General features: G+C 64.2%; 14 protein-coding genes. 6 read left to right on the top strand and 8 right to left on the bottom strand.

The window, feature by feature from the left end:
• Positions 1 to 61: 61 nt before the first annotated feature.
• The 3 genes from ABIE04_RS00660 to ABIE04_RS00650 all read right to left on the bottom strand — a co-directional run bounded on the left by ABIE04_RS00660 (position 62) and on the right by ABIE04_RS00650 (position 7,975).
• The gene (locus ABIE04_RS00660) at positions 62 to 2,362 is read right to left on the bottom strand and encodes a GH92 family glycosyl hydrolase (protein WP_354546674.1); all 2,301 of its coding nucleotides are present in this window, start codon (positions 2,360 to 2,362) and stop codon (positions 62 to 64) included.
• Positions 2,363 to 2,614: 252 nt separating this feature from the next.
• Complete coding sequence (locus tag ABIE04_RS00655; protein ID WP_354546673.1) at positions 2,615 to 5,809, bottom strand: TonB-dependent receptor; 3,195 nt, start codon at positions 5,807 to 5,809, stop codon at positions 2,615 to 2,617.
• Positions 5,810 to 6,829: 1,020 nt separating this feature from the next.
• Positions 6,830 to 7,975, bottom strand: a complete 1,146-nt coding sequence (locus ABIE04_RS00650) for a carboxylate-amine ligase (protein ID WP_354546672.1) — start codon at positions 7,973 to 7,975, stop codon at positions 6,830 to 6,832.
• Positions 7,976 to 8,137: 162 nt separating this feature from the next.
• Here ABIE04_RS00650 and ABIE04_RS00645 point away from each other — a divergent pair, with 162 nt between their 5' ends.
• The gene (locus tag ABIE04_RS00645; RefSeq protein ID WP_354546671.1) at positions 8,138 to 9,010 is read left to right on the top strand and encodes a DUF72 domain-containing protein; all 873 of its coding nucleotides are present in this window, start codon (positions 8,138 to 8,140) and stop codon (positions 9,008 to 9,010) included.
• On the opposite strand, the gene ABIE04_RS00640 is transcribed toward ABIE04_RS00645, so the two are convergent.
• Entirely contained in the window at positions 8,987 to 9,283 is a 297-nt protein-coding gene (locus tag ABIE04_RS00640; protein WP_354549859.1) for a hypothetical protein, read from the bottom strand. The two genes, ABIE04_RS00645 and ABIE04_RS00640, sit on opposite strands and share 24 nt — an antisense overlap.
• Positions 9,284 to 9,769: 486 nt before the next feature.
• Entirely contained in the window at positions 9,770 to 10,267 is a 498-nt protein-coding gene (locus ABIE04_RS00635; RefSeq protein ID WP_354546670.1) for a hypothetical protein, read from the bottom strand.
• 218 nt (positions 10,268 to 10,485) lie between these two features.
• On the opposite strand from ABIE04_RS00635, the gene ABIE04_RS00630 reads away from it, so the two are divergent.
• Positions 10,486 to 10,935 (top strand): PA2169 family four-helix-bundle protein, encoded by a 450-nt coding sequence (locus ABIE04_RS00630; protein WP_354546669.1) that lies wholly within the window; start codon positions 10,486 to 10,488, stop codon positions 10,933 to 10,935.
• Between the two features lie 137 nt (positions 10,936 to 11,072).
• Here ABIE04_RS00630 and ABIE04_RS00625 read toward each other — a convergent pair whose 3' ends face one another.
• The gene (locus ABIE04_RS00625; RefSeq protein WP_354546668.1) at positions 11,073 to 12,011 is read right to left on the bottom strand and encodes a Ku protein; all 939 of its coding nucleotides are present in this window, start codon (positions 12,009 to 12,011) and stop codon (positions 11,073 to 11,075) included.
• A 28-nt stretch (positions 12,012 to 12,039) separates the two neighbouring features.
• On the bottom strand, positions 12,040 to 12,531 hold the full coding sequence (locus ABIE04_RS00620; protein WP_354546667.1) for a DUF6496 domain-containing protein: 492 nt from the start codon (positions 12,529 to 12,531) through the stop codon (positions 12,040 to 12,042).
• A 153-nt stretch (positions 12,532 to 12,684) separates the two neighbouring features.
• Here ABIE04_RS00620 and ABIE04_RS00615 point away from each other — a divergent pair, with 153 nt between their 5' ends.
• The 3 genes from ABIE04_RS00615 (at position 12,685) to ABIE04_RS00605 (ending at position 17,521) form a co-directional block, all read left to right on the top strand.
• Positions 12,685 to 13,674 (top strand): SDR family oxidoreductase, encoded by a 990-nt coding sequence (locus ABIE04_RS00615; protein WP_354549731.1) that lies wholly within the window; start codon positions 12,685 to 12,687, stop codon positions 13,672 to 13,674.
• Positions 13,675 to 13,713: 39 nt separating this feature from the next.
• Positions 13,714 to 16,260 carry a DNA ligase D gene (ligD, locus tag ABIE04_RS00610; RefSeq protein ID WP_354546666.1) on the top strand — a complete coding sequence of 849 codons (2,547 nt, stop codon included), beginning with the start codon at positions 13,714 to 13,716 and terminating at the stop codon, positions 16,258 to 16,260.
• Between the two features lie 109 nt (positions 16,261 to 16,369).
• On the top strand, positions 16,370 to 17,521 hold the full coding sequence (locus ABIE04_RS00605) for a mechanosensitive ion channel family protein (protein ID WP_354546665.1): 1,152 nt from the start codon (positions 16,370 to 16,372) through the stop codon (positions 17,519 to 17,521).
• A 90-nt stretch (positions 17,522 to 17,611) separates the two neighbouring features.
• On the opposite strand, the gene ABIE04_RS00600 is transcribed toward ABIE04_RS00605, so the two are convergent.
• On the bottom strand, positions 17,612 to 17,794 hold the full coding sequence (locus ABIE04_RS00600) for a hypothetical protein (RefSeq protein ID WP_354546664.1): 183 nt from the start codon (positions 17,792 to 17,794) through the stop codon (positions 17,612 to 17,614).
• A gap of 251 nt (positions 17,795 to 18,045) precedes the next feature.
• On the opposite strand from ABIE04_RS00600, the gene ABIE04_RS00595 reads away from it, so the two are divergent.
• The gene (locus ABIE04_RS00595; RefSeq protein ID WP_354546663.1) at positions 18,046 to 18,570 is read left to right on the top strand and encodes a VOC family protein; all 525 of its coding nucleotides are present in this window, start codon (positions 18,046 to 18,048) and stop codon (positions 18,568 to 18,570) included.

Genomic DNA, 18,570 nt, shown 5'->3' with positions numbered 1-18,570 from the left:
CCATTCCCGGAGAGGAACGTTGCATGCGCCTGGAGCTGGCCGCATCGCGGTACTCCGGTGATTACTGCTGATGCACCGACATCGATGGCGGCGCGTCGTGCGGGTCCGCACCCCAGGCTTTGTTTGGCTCGGGCCCCATCGTGAGCACCAACGTGGCGCCGTTCGCGATGTCCGCGTGGCTGAACCAGGGCTTGGTCCACCGCTTGCCGTTGAGCATGGCGGACTGGATGTACACGTTCCGGGCCGAGTTGTTGCGCGCGATGATCTCGAAGACTTTGCCGTTGCCCATGTGCAGGCGGACCCGGTCGAAGATCGGACTGCCGAGGATGTAGTCAGGGCTCGAAGGATCGACCGGGTAGAAGCCCATCGCGCTGAGCACATACCACGAAGAGGTGGAACCCTGGTCGTCCATGCCAGGGAATCCGTAGCCGCTGGCGTCGCTGCCGTACAACTCTGCGAGGATGCGGCGTGTCAGCGCCTGCGTCTTCCAGGGCTGACCGCTCCATGCATAGAGATAGGCCGCCTGCTGGTCCGGCTGGTTGCCCTGGACGTACTGGCCAATCATCCCGGTGCAGTCGCGGCAAATGCCTTTGGGCTGGTAGGGCGTGGAAAAGAAGGCGTCGAGCTTGGCGTTGAACGCGGCGCGCCCGCCTAGCAGGTCGATCAGGCCCTGCACGTCGTGCGGCACCAGCCACAGCGTGGACCAGCCCGAGGCCTCCTTCATCATGAAGTTGTAGTAGGGCTCGCCCGGGTCGAACGGCGCGATCCACTGGCCATCGGCGGTCTTGCCACGCATGAAGCCGGTCGACGGATCGAACACGTTGCGGTAGCTGGCGGCGCGGCGCAGGAACATCCGAGCGTCGTCCGCCTTGCCGAGCCGGCGGGCAACGTCGGCCAGCGCGTGATCGTCCCAGGCATATTCGAGCGTGGTGGCGACGCCTGCCTTGCCGCCGGCATAGGGCGGACTGGGATTGCCGGGCGGGACGATGTCGGCGATCCAGCCGTTCTTCGCGTACTCGTCCAGGTAATGGCGTGGACCCTTGGGATCGGTCGCGTTCTTGCGCAGGTAGGTGTACGCGCCAGCGTAGTCGAACGGAATGCCCCGCTGCCACGCGCCGTCGTAGAGCAACACCGCATGGTCGCCATGGAACGAGGTGTTCATGTAGCCGCGCTCGCGCGCCATGTCGAGCTCGGAGCGCATGATGTCCTGCACCACCTGCGGTTCGAGCAGCATCAACAGCACGATCTGGTTGCGGCCGGTGTCCCAGAACGGCACCGGCCCGTAGCGGTCGTGCTCGGCCACGCGCACCTGGCCGTTGCTGTCGGTGAAGCGTTCGCCCTTGCGTGCGACCAGCCGCGGGCTGGCGAACGACTGGAACAGGGTGGAGTAGAACAGCATGCGCTGCTTCGGCGTGCCGCCTGTCACTTCGACGCGGTCGAACAACCGCGTCCAGGACGCGCGCGCCTGGTTGTGCACGCGCTCGAAGTCGCCGTCCGGGTCCTCGGCGCGCAGCCGCTGTTCCGCTTCCTCGGCGCTGTGGCCGTGGGCGATCCTCACCAGCACCTGCTCGCCGGCCTTTGTGTCGAACGTGACGTAGGCGCCCGCGTAGCTGCCGGACACGATGCGCCGCTCGGCCTGCACGTCCTTGTCGCCGAGGCCCCAGTCTTCGCTGCCCCGGCTCGCGCGGAAGGTGCCGAAGGCAACGAACGGCCGCGAGAACTCGGCGACGAACCAGGGACCGTCCGTGTCGTTCTCCCGCGGCTTGTCCGCGGCGACGCCGCGGATCGTGCGGTCGCCGACCACCTCCACGTGGCCGCCCTGGCGGCGCAGGTTGACGATGACGTTCGAGCGGTGGCTTGCCGGGAAAGTGAAGCGCATCAGGCTGGTGCGCTGCGTCGCCGTCAGTTCGACGCGGGTGTGGAACGTGTCCAGGTTCACCGAGTAGTAGCCGGGGGAAGCCTTCTCGTGCGCCTTGTCGTAGTACGACGGCGTGTAGGCCGGCGGCACGGTCCAGTCGCCCACCACGGGCATGACCATCGGCTCGGCGTTGCCGCCGTAGGTCGAACCGCCACCTCCGGTGAAGCCGATCATCGTCGGATTGGTGTAGTAGTAGGGCGTGCCGACGCCCATGGGGTAGCTAAGATCGAGGTTGACGTTGACCGGCGCCGCCTCGGTTGCACTGTGCGGCAGGCGCGCGCCCGGCGAGGTGAGGCCCGAGTACAGCAACTCGCCCGGAGGCGGCGCGTTGCCGATCAGTGCCTGCCGGTCCAGCGGCGCGGTGCCGACCCGCGGGTCGGCCGCGTCGACGGCATGCATCCCACGCTGCGGCGCGTCGACGACCTGGGCATGGACCACATCCATGCTACCCAGCGCGAGGACCGCCAGTGCAGTCGTCAGGAACCTGGGGCGGTTCCGGTTCGACGATGCGCCACGGCGGGAGCGTGCGTCAGATGTTTCCATGGTGTTTTCCCATGTGAGGTGAAGGCGCACCCTCCGCCGTGCGGGACCCGATGCACGGCGATCGAGGACGACCGTAGTTCGGGCGGCTGTCATTCTTTTTCCGGGCCTACCCATCGCGGGCCAGGAGTGAACCCGACCCTAGGGTGTCCTTGCCTAATCGTCAGCGCCGAACTTGTACGTGACGCCCAGGTAGTACTGGCGTCCGGCATATTCGAGTTGGTTTAGCCGTGCCGTCGTGTCGCTACCCAGGTACGAGCGGGGCATGGCGCGTGTCAGGTTGATGACCGATGCGGTCAGCATCAGGTGCTTGTTGAATTCGTAATCGCCGTTCAGGTCGACCTGGTGATAGGGCCGCGTATAGATGGGCAGGCCTGCCGCGAGCCCCTGCATGGTCCGGCCGATCCAGTTGCTGGTGGCGCGCAGCAACAGCCCGTTCTTTTCATAGAACAACGACACGTTTGCCGCGTACTTGGCGCTGCCGATCAGTTCCGACTTGCCGACCTGCGTGTCACCGAGCGAAACCGGGGTCTCGTTGGTCTTGTTGAGCGTGTAGTTGGCTATATAACCGAAACCCGATTTGAAGGTGTGCTGGGTGTACAGCTCCACGCCCTTGGAGGTGCCCGAGCGGCCGTTGGCGTTGGTGCTGTACTGCAGGAAGTTCTCTTCGGCGCCGCCGACGTTCACCGTGATGTTGTTGACGGTGACCGGTACGACGAAGTTCTTCACCTTCTTCTGGAACAGATCCAGGCCGACGACCGATTCGGGTGCGTAGTACCACTCGCCCGCCAGGTCGAACTGGGTGGCCGTGAACGGCTTCAGGTCCGGGTTGGCGCCGCTGCCGTACCAGCCCGGCGGGGGCGCGCCGAACTGCTTGCGGTCGTCGTAGTACGCCTGGGTGTTGTTGGTGAGGCTGCCCAGCTGGGCCAGATCGGTGTAGTTGGCGCGGGCCAGCGCCTGCGAGCCGGCGGCGCGCAGCACGAAATCCTCCGCGAAGGTCCACGCGACATTGAAGCTGGGCAGGAGCTTGTTGTAGCGCTTGCTGGTGGAGGCATTGGAGAACGTCTCCACCACCGACTGCTCGCGCGGCAGGTACTGGAAGTCGCCCGGCGCGCACGGCCCGCCGCCGGCATTCACGCCGCTGGCCGGGCAGATCAGGATGTTGCCTGCCGCATCGTGGTAGTACACCGCGTTGTTGGTGGTGATCTGGTTGGCGACCGTGAGGTCCTGCTTCGTGCTGACGAAGCGCAGGCCCACGTTGCCGCGCAGCGCGCCCGTGTCGAAGTTCGCCTGGACGTAGGCCGCCGAGATTTTCTCGTCGATGGAGGACTTGTCCTCGGGGCGGTTGTAGATCACCCGGTCGTAGGTCGCATTGAGGTAGTTGTAGTAGGCCGGGTAGTTGATCGCCGGGAAGATGCTGTCGTTGTAGGCCTCGTTGCTGCCGTCGAGCATGCTCGGCAGGAGGAAGTCCGCGGGCAGCTGGCCGGCCGTCGGATCGCAGGTCTGGAACTGCAGCGTGGTGCCCTTGCAGTACCAGCGCACTTCATTGCTCTGCTGCTCGGCGTGGCCGTCGCGGTACTTGACGCCGAACTGCAGCGATTGCATCCAGCCGTCGTCGAAGGCCCAGGTGAAGTCCGCCTGGGCGAAGTTCTGCGAGTTGTCGGTATTGACCATGTTGGAGCCGGTCGAGCCGAGGTCCACCTGCCCCGCGCCGGCGAGCATGTTTTTCAGCACGTCGGGCGAGGCGGTGATGGTGGGCTTGCCGTTCAGCGTCCACGCGGCGCCGTTGCTGCCGTCCACCCACTGGCCGTTGACGAAGTTGCGCGGCTTGGCGGCCATGCCCAGCTCGATCGACGGGCCGCCCGTCGCCCAGGTGCGGCCGACGTTGAACGATCCGCTCAGGTTGCCGCCGTTGTCCCACTCGCCCTGGATGTTCAAGGTCTGCGAGGTGGCCTTTTCGACGGAGTAGTTGCCGTTGAGCCACGGGATCTCCGTGGAGCAGACGTCCACCGCCTGGCGCTGCGCGCCGGTGCTGGGGTTCGTCGTCGAATTGCAGCCCTGGCCCGCAGGCGGGAGCACATAGTTCGCGCCGGTGACGACGGTCCCCGACGGATCGAAGGTCAGGCCGTTGGGCGCGAGCAGCCGGCCCTGCTGGTCGTCAAAGTTGTTGTTGCTGGGCAGGCCCCATTCGGGAATCTCCAGGGTGTTGGTGATCTGGGACTGCTCCCGTTGGAAGCGGAAGTAGTTGCCCGTCAGCAGCAGATGATCGATGGGCTTGAATTGCACCGTGACCTGGGCGCCCTTGGTCTTCAGGTCCAACTGGTTCTGGCTGGTGGAGAACTGCTGCGGCATCCAGTAGCCCGAATACTGATTGCCGGCCTGGTCGACCACGCCGTTCCCCCACAGGTCGATGTTCGAAGCGACGCTGCTGTCGTACGGCTGACCGTGCACGTTGACCGGCGGTTGGGCACACGTCGTGCTGTCGGAGCAGTTGTCCGCCCACCAGTGCCAGCTCGACGCGTTGGCCGTGTAGTCGACGTCCCGGCGCTTCTGGTAGGTGCCCGCGACCAGGATGCCGAAGGTTTCGTCCTTGTTCTTCCACGACCACAGCGCCGAGGCCTGGGGCGTGATCCTGCTGCTGTTGTCGGAGCCCGCACCGGTCAACGACACGAAGCCGTCGTTCGCCTTCATCTCCAGCGGGCGGCGCGTGCGCAGGTCCACGTTGCCGCCGATGCCGCCCTCGTCCAGGCGCGCTTCCAGGCTCTTGTAGAGCTTGATGTCCGAGAACATGTTGGCCGGCATCAGCGTGTAGTTGAACGAGCGGGTCAGGCCGGCCGAAGTGTCGGCCGAAGCCACGTAGTTGCCGTTCAATTCCGTCAGCGTCAGCTCGGGCGCGAGGCCACGGATGCTGACCGTCTTGCCTTCGCCGGATTCGCGGGTGATGACCACGCCGGGTACGTGCGCCAGCGCATCGGCGATGTTCTTGGCGGGGAACTGCGCGATGTTCTGCGCGTTGATCACCTCGACGATGGAGTTGGAATCGCGCTTGTCCTGGATGTTCTGGTTGACCGACTGGCGAAAGCTCGTGACGACGATCGTTTGGAGCGTCGTGGGATTGGCTGCGTTCCTGTTTTTCTCCTTATTGGCTTTCTTGGCCTTGTCGTCCTCCTGCGCCTTTGCACTATCGGACGTCGGCGCCGACGCCGGTGTTGTCGCTGAGGTTGCAGCAGGCTCAGATGTTTGTGCAAAGGCGACCGTGGATATTCCCAGGCAGCCGCCAACCGACAAGGTCGCCAAGGCGAGTGCGGCGTACAACGGATTGCGCGTAAACACGTGTGGCAGGTAAGTCATTGGTCGATTCCCCATACTTGGTGGGCGCCGTTCAGGAGCCGGCGCGGTGACCCCGTTTGATCACTGCTGCGATGCGCGATTTATTGCTTCAGGCATCCTTCTTCCTCTCAATTTGGATCGATCTAAAATTTTGGTAGCCCATACGGGCACTCGACTCGTCAACGGTGGAAGTTTTAAAGCCCCGGATGCGCTGCTGCGAAAGTCCGGGTCTGTCGCCAAAGCGGCACGCCGCCGCATGCCCCGGCGCAGCCGGAGCCAGACAAATGGGTGAGGTCGGAGCCGCGAACGCGCGCGTTGTAGTGATGGTGGCAGCGGTCCAGCCCTACCCCATGATCCGTACGGAGAATGCGGTGGCAGCCATCATCCCAGTTGCTGGCAACGGCCCCCGCGAGCGCCGGCACGCATGCTGGGCATGGGCTTGTCATCACGGGAATACGGACGGTTTCTGGTTTCATGCGGCGCTTCCCATTGCTTTCAACCGATCTGGCGGAAAGCAGGACATCCGGGCGGCACCGACGTGCGCGTCCCTAGCCCCTCCCCACCTCACTTCCAAGTCATTTCAGATCCTTCGCGGCAGCGAGATGCCCTGAATCACTCCTGACTTGGATCGATCTATATCCCCTGGGGCAATTAACACGCCGAAAACGCAAGGTGTCACGCTGCGACGCAAAAAAAACGGTGGCGAGATGGGGTTCTGTGCCGTCTAGATCGTCAAATGCGGACAGTGCCCGCCATGGTCCAGGCTGTGCGAAAACTCAGGGGATCGACGCTGACGAGCACGAATTTCAACCTTTTTGCCGTCCGTGGCGCAATCCGAGTGTCTGAACATCTGCTCACTGCCCGGAATGCCGAACTCTCGCGAGCAAACGGCCAGCCTGGTGCACTCTGCTCACCACCGGCGCCCTCTTCCGTCACCTCGCAACATCGCTCGATGTCGCGCGCATCGCGGATCAGGTGCAGCGCACTGTCCAGCGCCACGCGGCCACGCGTACCTATCAGAAAATGGGTGGTGTGTCGGTCTCACGCTACTGAAGCGGGAACGCTGGTTTCAGCCAGCCAGTCAACCACCGCGCGCAGCGCATCGGCATTGTTCGACCCTGTATCCCGCAAGTGGCGATACAGAGCCAGTTGCTCATGCGCGCTGCTGCCGCGGGCGAGGATCGTGCCGAGGTGCCGCAGCGATTCCTCGCAACCGAACTGGTGCGCGTCTTCCGATACCAGCTGGATCGCGGCGTCCAGCACGCGAGCGCACTCGATCGCCTCGCCAGTGTGTTCGTCGATGAAACGCGCGTCGAGGCCGAAGCGCTTCGCGCGCCAGCGATTCTCGTCGATTATCCGGCGCGTCAAGGCGGTTCGAGCCATGCCAAGTTCGGGCCTGCGCACATGGGCACGAACCAGGCAACGGAACAGTGCGGCCAACGCGAGAGCGTCATCGAGATGGGTGCAGGCGTCGGCGATGCGCAGCTCGAGCGTGGGATAGTGTTGTGCGGGACGGATTGCCCACCACAGGAAGCTCGCGTCCTTGATGGCATCGACTCTTTTGAGCAGTTCGCAAAAGGTCTGGTATTCGGCCTCGTCAGCAAAGAAGTCCGGTATGCCGGCGCGAGGCCATTCGTCATAGGCGGACTGGCGATAGCTGAGCAGCCCCGTGCATCGGCGGTTCCAGAAAGGCGACGAGGTCGACAGCGCAAGGAACAATGGAAGCCATGGCATGAGGCGATTCATCAACGCGACGCGATCGACATTCGCCGGTGGCGCAACGTGCACGTGCAGGCCACACAGCAGATTCCGGCGTCCAACCATCTGGAAATCATCGATGATGCGTGCGTAGCGCGATTTGTCCGTGTGCGATTGATGATGCCAGGCGCTTAGCGGATGCGTGCCGGCCGCGACGAGCCTTAAACCGGCGGCATCAGCGACTTCGGCGACGCCACGACGCAGCCGCTGCATCTCCATATGTGCTGTCGCCACGTGGTCGAATACGGGCGAGCAGATCTCGATCTGGGATTGCAGCAATTCGTGGTCGACATAGGCGCCGAAGCGTTGTCGACACAGCTTCAAGAATCCCTTGGGCACGCGCGATGGAGCGCGACGCGTCTTGCGACTGACCAGGAAGAACTCTTCCTCCAAGCCGAACGTGTAGGCGTTGAAAGGCTCTGCAGTCATCTTGAGTTCCGATGCTGACGAAGCGTCAGCATCATGCACGGCAAATGAGGATTCCGTTAGCAGGGATAGCGAACGGACGGAGGGGTTATCTCCCTTTTCATCGCGGAATGACGGTCGGCGCTGTAGCGTCGTTCATGACTCATGGCGCTCGCGGAACCTTCCATGGCCAAACTGCGCATCGGCATCTCCGGCTGGCGTTATCCCCCGTGGCGAGGCAAGTTCTATCCGAAAGACCTTCCGCAACGACTGGAACTGCACTACGCCTCGCGACAGCTGGATACCATCGAGATCAATGGCTCTTTCTACTCGCTGCAGCGCCCCGGCAGCTGGCGAAGCTGGTACCGCGACACGCCGCGCGGCTTTGTCTTCGCCGTGAAGGCACCGCGCTTCATCACCCACGTGCGCAGGCTGCGTGAGGTGGAAAAGCCGCTGGCGAATTTCCTTGCCTCCGGCGTGCTGGAGCTGCGGGAGAAACTTGGACCCATGCTCTGGCAGTTCCCGCCCAATCTGAAATATGACGACGAGCTGTTTGATGCATTTCTCTCGCTGTTGCCAAGAGACAGCGAGAGGGCGGCTTCCATGGCCAGGCGACATGACGGCCACATCAAGCACGTCGGCGAGATGCCGGCGGACCGGAAACGCCGCCTGCGCCACGCCATTGAAGTGCGCCATGAGAGTTTCGACGATGCAGACTTCATCCGCCTGCTGCGCCGGCATCGCGTCGGGCTGGTGGTTTCCGATGCGGCGTCGAAATGGCCGAAGCTGCAGGATGTGACCGCCGGTTTCGTATACATGCGCCTGCATGGCGACAAGGCCTTGTATGCGAGCGGCTATAGCGACACCGCACTGGATGACTGGGCACGACGGATTCACATGTGGATGAGGGGAAAGCAACCGCGCGATCCACGCCATCGCGCCAGCCGCCTTCGGCCTCCTGCGCGCAAATCGCGCGACGTCTACTGTTACTTCGACAATGACGTCAAGGTGAAGGCACCTTTCGATGCGATGGAATTACGCGCCAGGCTGCAATCGTGATCTGCTGGCCGGCGTTGCCGCGCGAGGAAAATCCACGCGGCAAACATCTCCCATGCACACCCTTCCGTCAGAACCATTCACTCGCCGACTCGGCATCTTGGCCGGAATGAACGGAGATACGGGATCGCTTGCCGGAAAGGTCTCTTCCAGAGCCTCGTCCTGATTCCTGCTTTCCCTGTCCTTGCGCTGTTGACGCGCCTTTGCGGTCTCCGGCTCGCCGGGAAGGTCTCTGTGGTCGGGGTGCTCAGGATCTTTGCGGTCGTGGTGGGACATGGGGTTCTCCGGCTTGCCGTTGGCCTGTGCCTGCAGCGTGCGGGCTTCCGCGTTAAGTCCTGATATGCATTCCGTCCAGATCCTGGTCGGATTTCGTTCCGTGGCCGGGCGCAGTCGCTTCTTCAACGGCCGCGTTGACACTTCGCATGCATCTTCTTCAATGCGGTTCCGGCAAAGTTTCGACCATCGGTCTGTCCACCCGCCCGATCACCATCCGACTCACCCATGGGAGCTATTGAATGAACACGACCGCCCTCCCGCGCTGTGCCCACCCCGCCTGCACCTGTACGGTTCCCGTCGGCGATGCCTATTGCAGCGAACACTGCCGCAAACGCGTGGAATCGCCGACGTCCAGCGAGCCCGAAGGCTGCCAATGCGGCCACCCGGAGTGCGACGCCGTGCGGGCCGAGGCCGAGAGGATGAAACGATCACGCTGAGCTGGCATCAACGCTGGTCCTGAGGTGAATGGCTTTCGCGTGGTCGTGGTCAGGAAATGGCTGTGGGGGCGTCGAAGGGCAGCGGCGTCGCGCCCATGGCAAGCAGTGCCGCATCAGCGGCAGCCAGCGTCGCTCCGTCGCCATCGACGACAACCAATACATGACCGGCGGCGATCTCGGCCTCGAACTTGCGCCGTACCGGGCTGGGTTCGGCGGTGCCGGTAAGCATGCCCACCCAGCCTCCCACCGCGGCACCGGCGATGGCCATGGCGGCAGCGCCAGCAAGAGTGAGGCCCAGTGGGGGTACCGAGATCGCGGCCAAGCCCACCAGCAGACCGCTGCCACCGCCTGCCAGCATGCCCTTCATGCCGCCACGGCCGAAGTCGTCGTGGGCGTCCTGTCGATCGTCGGGAATCTGATGGTTCTCGATGTCGCGTCGTGCGACCAGGGAAATGCTGTCGTCGGACAGGCCAGCCTGACGCAACGCCATGACGGCGGATTCGGCGGCATCCATATCGTGGGTGCTGAATACATGTCGTGTCTTCATGTCGGCTTCTCCTGCGATGAAGGCCTCCCGATTTTCGTGGCGATGTGGTGACCAGTGCGTGAGTAGACGGGACCGCCGTCGCTGCGACACCAGCATGCAGTTCGCTTGAACAAAAACGTGCCGCGGCCATAACGCGCGATGTCGTTTCCTGTATGCCGCGTGGAAGCAACTCCCCTGGACCCAGGCACGGGTCATCCATGAGCCCAAGGAGCACCAGGATGAAAAACACTCACGACATCAAGACCCTCAACAACCTGATCGAAACCACACTGGACAGTGCGAACGGCTACGCCGAGGCAGCCAAGGATGCCAAGAGCCCGCAGCTCGTTTCACTGTTCAATGAGCGTTCGTCCGAGCGCAAGGAGGTGGCATCCACCTTGCAGAAGTGCGTGCGTTCGCTGGGCGGAAAACCCGAGGACGAAGGCACCGCGCTGGCCTCGGCGCATCGCATGTTCGTGAACCTGCGCGCCAGCCTCACCTCCAATGACAACAAGGCGGTCGTCGACGAAGTCGAGCGCGGTGAAGATCACCTCAAATCGAAGTTCGAGAGCGCCATGAAGGATGCGGATTTGTCCCCGGAGACCCAGGCATTCATCACCGATGCGTACGTGTCGGTACGCAATGGCCATGACCAGATGAGGGATATCAAGCGGGCGTTCCACGGATGATCCACAGCATTTCCATCGCCGCGCGAGCGGGTGACGCGCGGCGGCCTGCTGCATGCATCTACGGCCGGTTGGCGATGTCCCTCTGGCCCGGTACTGCAGTCAGATAAAGGGCGAAGTGGGCTGAGCGCTGCTCCTGCTCAGCCTGCCTTGCGGGCCGCGGCGCGCTTCGCGGTCTTCTTCGCGGGCGCCCTTTTCTTCTTTGGCGCGGCGGCGGGTTTTTTCCGTGCGGCAGTCTTGCTGGCCGCTTTTTCCGGGGCCTTTTTCGCTGGGGTGCGCTTCTTGCTGGCCAGGCTCTTTTGCAACAGCGACATGAAATCGACCACGTTGGTGGTGGCGTTCTCCGCTACGTCGCTCTCGTTCTCCGGCTCGGGCGAGACCACGCCCTTGGATTTCATGCGCTTCTCGAGCACTTTGCGCAGACGGTCGCGGAACTCGTCGCGGTAGTCCGACGGCGTCCATTCATCGCTCATGGATTCGATCAGCTGCTCGGCCATCTGGATTTCCTTGGCCGATATCCGGTAGTGCGACGCCGTGCCCTCGGGAATCTTATAATCCTCCACGTCGACCAGTTCCTGCGGATAGCGCATCAGCATCAGCATCAGTGCGTTGCCGTGCGGCATCACCGCGGAGAGGTACTCGCGCGTGCGGATCACCACCCGCGCTATGCCTATTCGCTCGGTACGCTTGAGCGTTTCGCGCAACAGCACGTAACCCTTCTCCGCCTTCTTGCCCGGAACTAAAATGTAGGGCTTCTCGAAATATTCCGGCCCGATCGAGTTCGCATCGACGAAGGCTTTCACGTCGACCACCTCCCGTCCCTCGGAAGCAGCCGATTTGATGTCCCCCGGTTCCAGCACGATGTAGCTGCCCTTGGCGTATTCGAAGGCCTTGACGATCTCCTTCCAGGGCACTTCCTCACCGGTTTCAGCGTTGACGCGCTCGTAGCGCACAGGCGTGTTGTCGCGGCTGTCCAGCATGCGGAAATGCAGGTCGACGCTGCGTTCGCCGGACATCAGCGAGACCGGCACGTTGAGCAGGCCGAACGAAAGGGTTCCGCTCCAGATGGGACGTGCCATGGCTTGGGTCTCCGGCGACGTTGTTCGATCAGGACGTCTTTCGGGCGCGTGTTCTCGCCGCTTTCTTCGCGGCCGCCGAACGGCCGGCGGCGCCCTTGGTATGCGCTGCCTTCTTGGCCGCCGCCGAGCGCGAACCGGCGGTGCGTTTGGCGGCGCTCTTCTTGGCGTGGGACGACAATGCCGACTTCGATGCCGCCTTGTGGCCTTCCTTCTTCAGCGCCCCGGTGGTTGCCCTCGAACGTTTCGCCGCGGGCTTGTGGTGTTCGTGAGAGGCGGCTTCATCCTGCGCGGCCTTCTTCCGGGTCGACTTGCTGGCGGTCTTGCCGGCAGGCACTTTCACTCCGGCGCGCCTGGCCTTCGACAGGCCGATCGCAATGGCCTGTTTGGTCGAGCGTGCGCCGTGCTTGCCTTCGCGTACGTGTTCGATCTCCTCATGCACATACTCCCCAGCCTGGGTGCTGGGGGCCTTTCCTTCCTTCTTGTCTTTGACCGCTGCGCGGCGTGTGCGATGTTCGGGCATGACAATCTCCGGCAGTGAAGAGGAATGTCGCACACGGACTATTCCAGTTTCGGCGTGGAAGTGCTGTCAAGGTCGCCGTTATCCGCGCTTCACCTGCGACGTACGCATCGTCCGCTAACTTGGCTTGCGTTCCCGATGACGGAGTATTGCAACATGGTTGCAACCAAGCGCACCGCCAAAGCTGCCGGGACCGTCGCACGTCAGCGCGCGATACAGGCGGCTACTGATCGCGATGGGAAACGCGAGGCGAAGACGAAAACGGCACCGTCGAAAAAGCCCGCGGCGAGAACGGACAAGCCCGAAAATCCCCTGCCCGCCCAGCACCTGCAGAAACCGGGCCTCGAACAACAGCTCGATCCCCGTCCGCAATTCCTGGCGCCGAACTATATCGGTAGCGGCAAGCTGGCCGGCATGACCGCGCTGATCACCGGCGGCGATTCCGGCATCGGCCGCGCGGTGGCGGTGCTGTTTGCACGCGAAGGGGCCGACGTGGCCATCGTTTACCTGTGCGAGGACGCCGACGCCGAGGAAACCCGCGATTATGTCGAGGGCGAGGGCCAGCGCTGCCTGCTGATATCGGGCGACGTCAGGGACCCGGCGTTTTGTCGCGATGCCGTGGCAAGGACGGTGAAAGCATTCGGCAAGCTGTCGATCCTGGTCAACAATGCCGCCTTCCAGGAACATGCCGATTCGATCGAGGACATCACCGAAGAGCATTTCGACGAAACCGTGCGCACCAATCTCTACGGCTACTTCCACATGGTCAAGGCCGCCTCGCCGTATTTGGGCAGCGGCTGCTCGATCATCAATACCGGCTCGGAGACCGGCTTGTTCGGCAACGACAAGTTGCTCGATTACTCGATGACCAAGGGTGGCATTCATGCCTTCACCAAGGCACTGGCGTCCAACCTGGTGTCGCGCGGCATCCGGGTGAATGCGGTAGCGCCCGGCCCGGTATGGACACCGCTGAATCCGGCGGACCAGTCGGCGGAGCGGATTCGCGATTTCGGCAAATCGAGCGCCATGGGCCGCCCCGCCCAGCCCGAAGAACTGGCCCCGGCTTATGTCTTCCTCGCCGCTCCATCGTGCGCCAGCTATGTCTCCGGCGCGGTGCTGCCGGTGATGGGCGGCCCCACCAGCTGAACCTCCGGCCGTCATCGGCGACACTGTCGGGTCCATGAGATGAGCAGCCTGCGGGATTACCAGCGCAAACGCGACTTCTCCAGGACACGCGAGCCTGCGGCCAATGACGCCGCGGCGGCGAACCGGCGCGCCATCTTCGTGGTGCAGCTGCATCACGCCAGCCGGAGGCACTTCGACTTTCGCCTGCAGGTGGGCGATGTGCTGAAGAGCTGGGCCGTGCCGAAGGGGCCCAGCTACGACCCCGCGGTGAAGCGGCTGGCGGTCGAAGTCGAGGACCATCCGGTTTCCTACGCGAACTTCGAGGGTGATATCGAGCATGGCTACGGCAAAGGCCATGTCGATCAGTTCGACACCGGCGTGTGGACCACCGAAGGCGACGCCGCGGCCCAGCTGCAGAAGGGCCACCTGCGTTTCGAGCTGTTCGGCAAGCGGCTCAAGGGTGGCTGGCACCTCGTGCGCAGCGGCCGCAAGGAACGCCAGCCGGCGTGGTTCCTGATCAAGGCCAAGGATGCGTTTGCCGGCGATGTCGAGGCCGACGACCTGCTCGATGCGAAGATGGCCCGCAGCACCCGCGCCGCGGCGAAGACGCCCGCAACCAGGGCTGCTGCGAAAAAATCCGTTGCCCGCAAGAAGCCGGTCCCCAGAGCAAGGAAGGCGCCGCGGCTGCGCCTGGCCAGGGCGGCGGCCGCCTTGGAAGGTGCGCGTGCGGCGACCGTCGACAACACCTTCTTCAAACCGGAGTTGGCGCGCCTGCGCGACCATCCACCGGAGGGAAAGCAGTGGCTGCATGAGGTCAAGTGGGACGGCTACCGCATCCTCACCGCGATCGCCGACGGCGAGGTGAAGCTGTGGTCGCGCAACGCCCTGCCCTGGAACGATCGCCTGCCCGACATCGTGCAGTCGCTGGAATCGCTCGGCCTACGCTCCGCCCGTCTCGACGGCGAGCTCGTCGCGCTGGACTCGCGCGGGCACAGCGACTTCAACGGCCTGCAACAGACCTTGTCGGGCGAGGCGCAACTGCCGCTGGTCTACATGCTGTTCGACCTGCCCTATTTCGAGGGCAGCGATCTGTCGCGGGTCGGCCTGCTGCAACGCAAGCAACTGCTGCAGAAGTTGCTTGCGCATGCGCCGAAGCACCTGGCCTTCAGTACCCACGCGATCGGCAACGGTGCAGACGTGTTCCGGATGGCAACCGAGCAGCAACTGGAAGGCATCATTTCCAAGCGCGTCGCTTCGGCCTACCTGCCCGGGCGTGGCGACGACTGGCTCAAGATCAAACGCCTCCAAAGCGACGAATTCGCCGTCGTGGGCTATACGCCGCCCAAGGGCAGCCGCAGCAGTTTCGGATCGCTGCTGCTGGCCAGGCCCGATCCCGAGGTGAAGTCCGGCTGGGTCTACGCCGGGCGCGTGGGTACCGGGTTCTCGAACGAACAACTGCGGTCGCTGGGGAAGTCGATTGCCGACAAGGGCAGCCCCCGGCCCACGGTGGCGCTGGCCGCGATCGACCCTCTCCTGCGCGAGGCGCGCTGGGTCAAGCCTGCCGCGGTGGCCGAGGTGTATTACCGTGGCGTCGGCAACAACCGCTTGTTACGCCAACCGAGCCTGAAGAGCATGCGCATCGACAAGAAAGCCGCGGATCTCGTCGACTCCGACCGCGCCCAGGGCAAGCCCGCCGGCACGCCGCGCAAAAGACCGGTTGCCGCTGCGACCCCGGCGGACATTCGGATCACCCATCCCGAGCGCGTGGTATTTCCCGACGACGGCATCACCAAGCAACAGGTGGCCGACTACTACGCTGCGGTGATGAAGTGGTTTCTTCCGGGCGTGGTAAACCGCCCCACCTCGGTCATTCGCTGCCCCGAAGGCACGGCGAAAGCATGCTTCTTCCAGAAACACATGGTTCCCGGCCTGAAGCATGTCGGCAGCGCAAAATTGAAGGAGGAGTCCGGCGCACAGGCGACCTACATCTATCCGCTGGACGCCACTTCGGTGCTCGAACTGGTGCAGTTCGGCGTGCTGGAATTCCATCCCTGGGGCTCGACCATCGAGCAGCCCGACCGCGCCGACCGCGTCGTGTTCGATCTCGATCCCGGCAGCAACGTAGCCTGGGATCGCGTTGCGGCAGCGGCACGACTGGTGCACCGGCGACTGGCACAACTGGGCCTGGCTTCGTTCCTGCGCACCACCGGCGGCAAGGGCCTGCATGTGGTGGTTCCCCTGAATCCTGGCTGCCCCTGGGCACAGGTGAAGGATTTCGCGCGTGCGTTCGCCAGTACGCTGGCGCAGGCCCATCCGCTGGAATTCATCGCTACCGCCAGCAAGGCACAACGCCACGGCCTGATCTACGTGGATTACCTGCGCAACAGCCGCGGCGCGACCAGCGTGGCGTCGTATTCACTGCGGGCACGCCCCCGCGCGCCGGTCGCCATGCCTCTGCGCTGGAACGAACTGGGCAAGCTGAAAAGCGGCCACGCCTTCGACATCCGTTCCACGCCCCGGCGGCTTGCGCGATTGCGCACCGATCCGTGGGCCGGCATCGATGAGGTACGCCAGGATCTCGACGGGATCGTGAAGAAACTCGGCTGACGACTCCGCAAGCCGGTTCCAGGCGGTGCGAAGGACTGGCATGCCGTCGGCGTGCAGCTGCCATCGGATACCCACGTGCTGTCGACATGCCGGCCGGCAGACTGCCGGCATGGTCGATGCATTTTTTGCACTGTGGATGCACAACGCCTGGGTGCGGCTGGGACTGATGGTGGTCGTCGGCTTGGTGCTGGCGGTCGTACTTCGCGCCGTGGCCTATGCCGTATTGCAACGGTCTGCGGTCGGCCACCCGGTGATCGCGGACATCATGGGCCGGGCCAGCGCGCCGATGGAATGGCTGATCCCGCTGCTGACGCTGACCATGGCCCTGCGCATCTGGCCGCCGGCTGCATCAGCACCGGTAGCCCTGCTCCAGCATCTGCTGCTGATCGCCCTGCTGGCGACAGGCACATGGCTGGCGGTGCGCTGTATCGGCGCGTTCGAGGGCGCGGCGATCCGGCGCTATCCGATGGACGTGGCCGACAACCTGCGTGCGCGCCGTGTGGTGACCCAGGTGCGCGTACTCGGACGCACCGCCGACGTCATCGTGATCGTCATCGGCGCGTCGATCATCCTGTTGACGATTCCAGGCGTGCGGCAGCTCGGCGCCAGCCTGCTCGCCTCGGCCGGCGTGGCTGGCCTGGCGATCGGCCTGGCCGCCAGGCCGGTGTTGAGCAACCTGATCGCCGGGCTGCAGATCGCGCTGACCCAGCCGATCCGGCTGGACGACGTGGTGATCATCGAGGGCGAATGGGGGCGCGTCGAGGAAATCACCGGCAGCTACGTGGTCGTGCGCATCTGGGACGAACGGCGCCTGGTGGTGCCGCTCAACTGGTTCATCGAAAACCCGTTCCAGAACTGGACGCGCCGCAGTTCGCAGCTGGTCGGCGCGGTGTCCCTGATGGTGGACTACCGCATGCCGCTGGCGCCGCTGCGCGAGGAACTGAAGCGCTTGTGCGATGAGGCGCCGGAGTGGGACCGGCGTGTCTGCGTGCTGCAGCTGACCGACGCCAACGAACATGCCATGCAACTGCGTGTGCTGGTGAGTTCCGCCGATTCCGGTCGCAACTGGGATCTGCGCTGCCGCGTGCGCGAGGGTCTCATCGGCTACATCCAGGCCCATCATCCCGAAGCATTGCCGCGCTGGCGCGGCGAGCTCGACAGGAGCCACCCGGCGACGGATGAAGCCTCCATGCCCGCCAGTCCCGAACCCCAGCACGCCCCTTCCCCGGAAGACGGCGGCCCCCGCCGTGGTGGAGCCTGACCTGCACGCATTTGTACGGGGAATCCGCAGGCGCCATCGACATCACGCCCCACCGAGCGTCCGGCGAGTCCATTGCCCGTGGATTGACGTTCAGCGCCTCGCCGCTGAACGGCCCGCGTGCACCTGCTTGATCTGCCGCAACCAGTCGTAGCCGTCCTCGGGCTGCAGGCCGGTGGTACTCGGGTGGCGAGGTGTTGCAGTTCGGCGTGCGGCATGGGCGCCGTCGAACCGGTTACGCGGATATTGCAGCAAATTGTTGAGGTGATGCTTCATTCGGATAGTCCTCGGCGAGGCATGGATGGACCGGACCGGCCAGCCTGGATCTGCAACGCACGCCGGTCTGTTTGCGTGACAAAAGGATCGGGGCGGCGGCGGCGCCGATAAACGGCCGGTGGGCGATCGCTCTGTTCCCGCCTGGAAACGGTGATTGTTCACTCCGGGAAACTCACTGGCCATCAGTCAGGGGTTTTGCCGGGAATGGCCCGTGCCCATGTAGCTGCCCATTGCAATCTGGCTGCCGGATCATGGGCAAATCACTACTGCTGTTTCTTGCTTTCAGCCTGGCCGCGGTCGCGCCATCGGGCGTCCGTGCGGCCACGCTGTACGGCGGCGACTACGCCAGGATCGGCGTGCCGGACCTGGAACAGGCTGTGGCATTCTTCCAGGATGTCCTGGATTGCCGCCTGATTGGCCCGGAATCCGCGGCGGCCGAGGCGACACCGGGCGACGCTTCGCCCTCCCGCCTATTGTCCTGCGACGCCGGATCGGTCGTCGAGCTGTTCGACAATCACGGCGTCTCCCCTTCTCCCGCATCGGGCCGGACCGATCAGCCGCTGCAGTTCGTTTCGGACGACGTGCAGCACGCCAGCGCATGGCTGCGGCATGCAGGCGTTGGCGTCAACGGGTCGCCACACCGACTCACCTCCGGTCCGCTGGCTGGCCGCATGGCGCTTGATTTCGTGTCGCCGTGGGGGCTGCGGCTGCAACTGCTCGGCAACGACGCCAGCGCACCTGCCGGCGGCGCCCTGGCTACGGTCGACGGCGGCTGA

Source organism: Rhodanobacter soli (assembly GCF_040548735.1).
Lineage (GTDB): Bacteria > Pseudomonadota > Gammaproteobacteria > Xanthomonadales > Rhodanobacteraceae > Rhodanobacter > Rhodanobacter soli_A.
Note: the sequence above shows the minus strand (reverse complement) of the source record. Positions and strands in the feature narration are given on the sequence as shown.

Excerpts from the sequence above, each read along its gene's own strand:
- ABIE04_RS00660 (WP_354546674.1), bottom strand. The coding sequence starts at position 2,362 with ATGGATGTGGTCCATGCCCAGGTCGTCGACGCGCCGCAGCGTGGGATG.
- ABIE04_RS00655 (WP_354546673.1), bottom strand. The coding sequence starts at position 5,809 with ATGACTTACCTGCCACACGTGTTTACGCGCAATCCGTTGTACGCCGCA.
- ABIE04_RS00650 (WP_354546672.1), bottom strand. The coding sequence starts at position 7,975 with ATGACTGCAGAGCCTTTCAACGCCTACACGTTCGGCTTGGAGGAAGAG.
- ABIE04_RS00645 (WP_354546671.1), top strand. The coding sequence starts at position 8,138 with ATGGCCAAACTGCGCATCGGCATCTCCGGCTGGCGTTATCCCCCGTGG.
- ABIE04_RS00640 (WP_354549859.1), bottom strand. The coding sequence starts at position 9,283 with ATGTCCCACCACGACCGCAAAGATCCTGAGCACCCCGACCACAGAGAC.
- ABIE04_RS00635 (WP_354546670.1), bottom strand. The coding sequence starts at position 10,267 with ATGAAGACACGACATGTATTCAGCACCCACGATATGGATGCCGCCGAA.
- ABIE04_RS00630 (WP_354546669.1), top strand. The coding sequence starts at position 10,486 with ATGAAAAACACTCACGACATCAAGACCCTCAACAACCTGATCGAAACC.
- ABIE04_RS00625 (WP_354546668.1), bottom strand. The coding sequence starts at position 12,011 with ATGGCACGTCCCATCTGGAGCGGAACCCTTTCGTTCGGCCTGCTCAAC.
- ABIE04_RS00620 (WP_354546667.1), bottom strand. The coding sequence starts at position 12,531 with ATGCCCGAACATCGCACACGCCGCGCAGCGGTCAAAGACAAGAAGGAA.
- ABIE04_RS00615 (WP_354549731.1), top strand. The coding sequence starts at position 12,685 with ATGGTTGCAACCAAGCGCACCGCCAAAGCTGCCGGGACCGTCGCACGT.
- ligD (WP_354546666.1), top strand. The coding sequence starts at position 13,714 with ATGAGCAGCCTGCGGGATTACCAGCGCAAACGCGACTTCTCCAGGACA.
- ABIE04_RS00605 (WP_354546665.1), top strand. The coding sequence starts at position 16,370 with ATGGTCGATGCATTTTTTGCACTGTGGATGCACAACGCCTGGGTGCGG.
- ABIE04_RS00600 (WP_354546664.1), bottom strand. The coding sequence starts at position 17,794 with ATGAAGCATCACCTCAACAATTTGCTGCAATATCCGCGTAACCGGTTC.
- ABIE04_RS00595 (WP_354546663.1), top strand. The coding sequence starts at position 18,046 with ATGGGCAAATCACTACTGCTGTTTCTTGCTTTCAGCCTGGCCGCGGTC.